Raw genomic sequence first — 2,971 nt, 5'->3', positions numbered from 1 at the left:
AGGTGGCGGATTCGAGGCACGGCTCCGTAGGAGCGGCCCCTGGCCGCGAAAGGGCCTGGCTTGGTGGTTGTGAATCGGTTCGCGGGCGCGGCCCGCTCCTACGGGGCAGGTGGCGGATTCGAGGCACGGCTCCGTAGGAGCGGCCCCTGGCCGCGAAAAGGGCCTGGCTCGGTGGCTGTGAGTTGGTTCGCGGGCGTGGCCCGCTCCTACGGGGCAGGTGGCGGATTCGAGGCACGGCTCCGTAGGAGCGGCCCCTGGCCGCGAAAAAAGGCCTGCAAAGCCAGCGTAAATGCCTGATTTTAATCTGGATTTATCGAAAGGGTGTGCATAGAATTGCACGCTCTTAAAGCCCATGTAGCTCAGCGGTAGAGCACTCCCTTGGTAAGGGAGAGGTCGGCGGTTCAAGTCCGCCCATGGGCTCCAGCTTCTCGGTACGCAGCCAGCCGAACTGTGATCCGGCTAGCTGCGTGACCCTCTTCCTTTTAGCTATGGTCCTGAGCTTCATCATGAACGCTAGGGACGGCTTTCCATGGAAATCATTCATCACGGTGCCCGCGATGGCGTGACCGGCTCTTGTCATCAGCTGTGCATGGACTCGGCGCAAAGCGTGCTGATCGACTGCGGGCTGTTCCAGGGCGCCGAGTCGTCGGCTGAGGGAAGAGCCGGGGCGGATCGCCTGGACATCGATTTCGAACTGGCCGGCATCCGTGCGTTGATCGTCACGCATGTGCATATCGATCACGTAGGGCGCATCCCCTATCTGCTGGCGGCGGGTTTCAAGGGGCCGATTCTCTGCAGCGAGCCCTCCGCGAAACTGTTGCCCATCGTGCTCGAGGATGCCTTCCGACTCGGCATAAGCCGCGACCAGCGCAGGGTGGAGCGTTATCTCGACGCCGTAGAGCAGCGCATCATCGCGCTGCCATACAAGACATGGTTCGCCCTCGCCGACAGTCCGACGCTGAATGCCAGAATTCGCTTGCAGCGTGCAGGCCATATCATTGGTTCGGCCTATATCGAGGTGGACGTTCGATATCCGCAGAGCGGAGAGCGAAAGCGCATCGTTTTTTCCGGTGATCTGGGCGCTCCGCATGCGCCATTACTGCCGGCGCCACGGCCTGCCTGCCGTGCGGATATCGTTGTACTGGAAAGCACATACGGCGATCGCACGCACCAGAGTCGGCGTGATCGCCGGCAACGCTTGCAGGCTGTGATCGAGCAGGCGCTGGCCGATAGTGGCACGGTACTGATTCCGGCATTCAGCATTGGCCGGACCCAGGAGCTGCTTTATGAGCTCGAAGACATCATCCATCACCGTACCAGGGGCTCTCGGCCGGCATCCGCCTCTGCTCAGGACGTCTGGCCGTCGTTGCCGATAATCCTTGATTCACCTCTGGCCAGTCGTTTCACTGAAGCCTATCGCCAGCTCCAGTCGTTCTGGGACGGCGAGGCGAAAAAGCGCCTTCGCGCAGGCCGTCGGCCGCTTGCATTCGAGCAGTTGATCACCATAGACAGCCATGCCGATCACCAGCGCACGGTCAACCATCTGGCACAAACCGGACGACCAGCCGTGGTCATCGCCGGGGGCGGAATGTGCAGTGGCGGGCGCATCATCGACTACCTGAAAGCGATGCTCGGTGATGCACGGCATAACGTCGTCTTCGTTGGCTATCAGGCGCGTGGGACCGCGGGTGCGGACATCCAGCGGTTCGGCCCCGGCGGTGGTTATGTTGAGCTCGACGGCCAGCGGTTCGAGATTCGTGCCGGGATATATACCTTGGGTGGTTATTCGGCCCATGCCGATCAGCGCGGCCTGGTGCGCTTCATCACCGGCATGCGCGAATGGCCTGGCGAGATCCGCCTGATACATGGCGAAGCGGGTGCCAAGGCGCAACTGTGTCGTGTGCTGGAAGGCGAATATCGACGTAAGGGGCTCAAGGCCGATATCCGGATTCCCTGATGTATGCCGAGTGCTTCGTAGCGACCTGAGTTTTCGCGGGCGTGGCCCGCTCCTACGGGGTAGGTGAAAGATCCGAGGCGCGGCATTGGCTCCGTAGGAGCGGCCCATGGTCGCGAAAGGGGGCTGGCTCGGTGGTTGTGAATGGGTTCGCGGGCATGGCCCGCTCCTACGGGGTAGGTGAAAGATCCGAGGCGCGGCATTGGCTCCGTAGGAGCGGCCCATGGCCGCGAAAGGGGGCTGGCTCGGTGGTTGTGAGTCGGTTCGCGGGCGTGGCCCGCTCCTACGGGGTGGAAGATTCGGGGCCATGGGTAATCGGTCTTGCCAAGGAGGCTGGCGATGCGAGAGGGCGTTGCACGAGGACGTGCCCTTAGGATTGGGCGAGTTTCGGAGCAGGGGCGGATATATCTGGTGACCACGGTAGTGCAGGCCCGGCGTCCGGTATTCCGCGACTGGCAGTTGGGTCGGCTACTGGTAAATACCATGCGACAAGCCGAGCAGCAGCGTCGAGTTGAATCCCTCGCCTGGGTCATCATGCCGGAGCACCTGCATTGGTTGTTCCGCCTGACTGATGGCGCCTTGGGTGAACTGATGCGGGACGTGAAATCACAGAGCGGAAGGCTGGTCAATCAGACGGCCTGCTTGTCCCCGCCACTCTGGCAAGCGGGCTACCACGACCATGCGGTTCGGCATGATGAAGACCTGCTGGCAATGGCGCGTTATGTCGTTGCCAACCCCCTGCGTGCCGGTCTTGTGCAGCGTGTCGGTGATTATCCATTGTGGGACGCGGCCTGGCTTTGATTGAGCAGGATCGGTTCGCGGGCATGGCCCGCTCCTACGTGGGGGTGGAAGATCCGAGGTATGGCATTGGCTCCGTAGGAGCGGCCCATGGCCGCGAAAGGGGGCTGGCTCGGTGGTTGTGAATGGGTTCGCGGGCGTGGCCCGCTCCTACGGGGGAAGATCCGAGGCGTGGCATTGGCTCCGTAGGAGCGGCCCATGGCCGCNAAAGGGGGCGCT

Annotated in this window: 2 protein-coding genes and 1 tRNA gene; all 3 read left to right on the top strand. The window is 62.6% G+C overall.

The features are described 5' to 3' along the window. Positions 1-348 precede the first annotated feature (348 nt). The 3 genes from B597_RS30890 to B597_RS30880 all read left to right on the top strand — a co-directional run bounded on the left by B597_RS30890 (position 349) and on the right by B597_RS30880 (position 2,755). Positions 349-423: transfer RNA gene (locus B597_RS30890), tRNA-Thr, on the top strand. 106 nt (positions 424-529) lie between these two features. Beyond that, entirely contained in the window at positions 530-1,957 is a 1,428-nt protein-coding gene (locus B597_RS30885; RefSeq protein WP_003292708.1) for an MBL fold metallo-hydrolase, read from the top strand. A 336-nt stretch (positions 1,958-2,293) separates the two neighbouring features. Then, positions 2,294-2,755: an REP-associated tyrosine transposase gene (locus B597_RS30880; protein WP_024161824.1), complete on the top strand. Its 462-nt coding sequence runs from the start codon at positions 2,294-2,296 to the stop codon at positions 2,753-2,755. Positions 2,756-2,971 lie beyond the last annotated feature (216 nt).

Origin of the sequence: Stutzerimonas stutzeri KOS6 (assembly GCF_000307775.2) — a bacterium.
In the GTDB taxonomy this organism is placed as follows: Bacteria; Pseudomonadota; Gammaproteobacteria; order Pseudomonadales; family Pseudomonadaceae; genus Stutzerimonas; species Stutzerimonas stutzeri_B.
The sequence above is the reverse complement of the archived record's forward strand: the minus strand, read 5'-3'. Positions and strand labels throughout refer to the sequence as shown.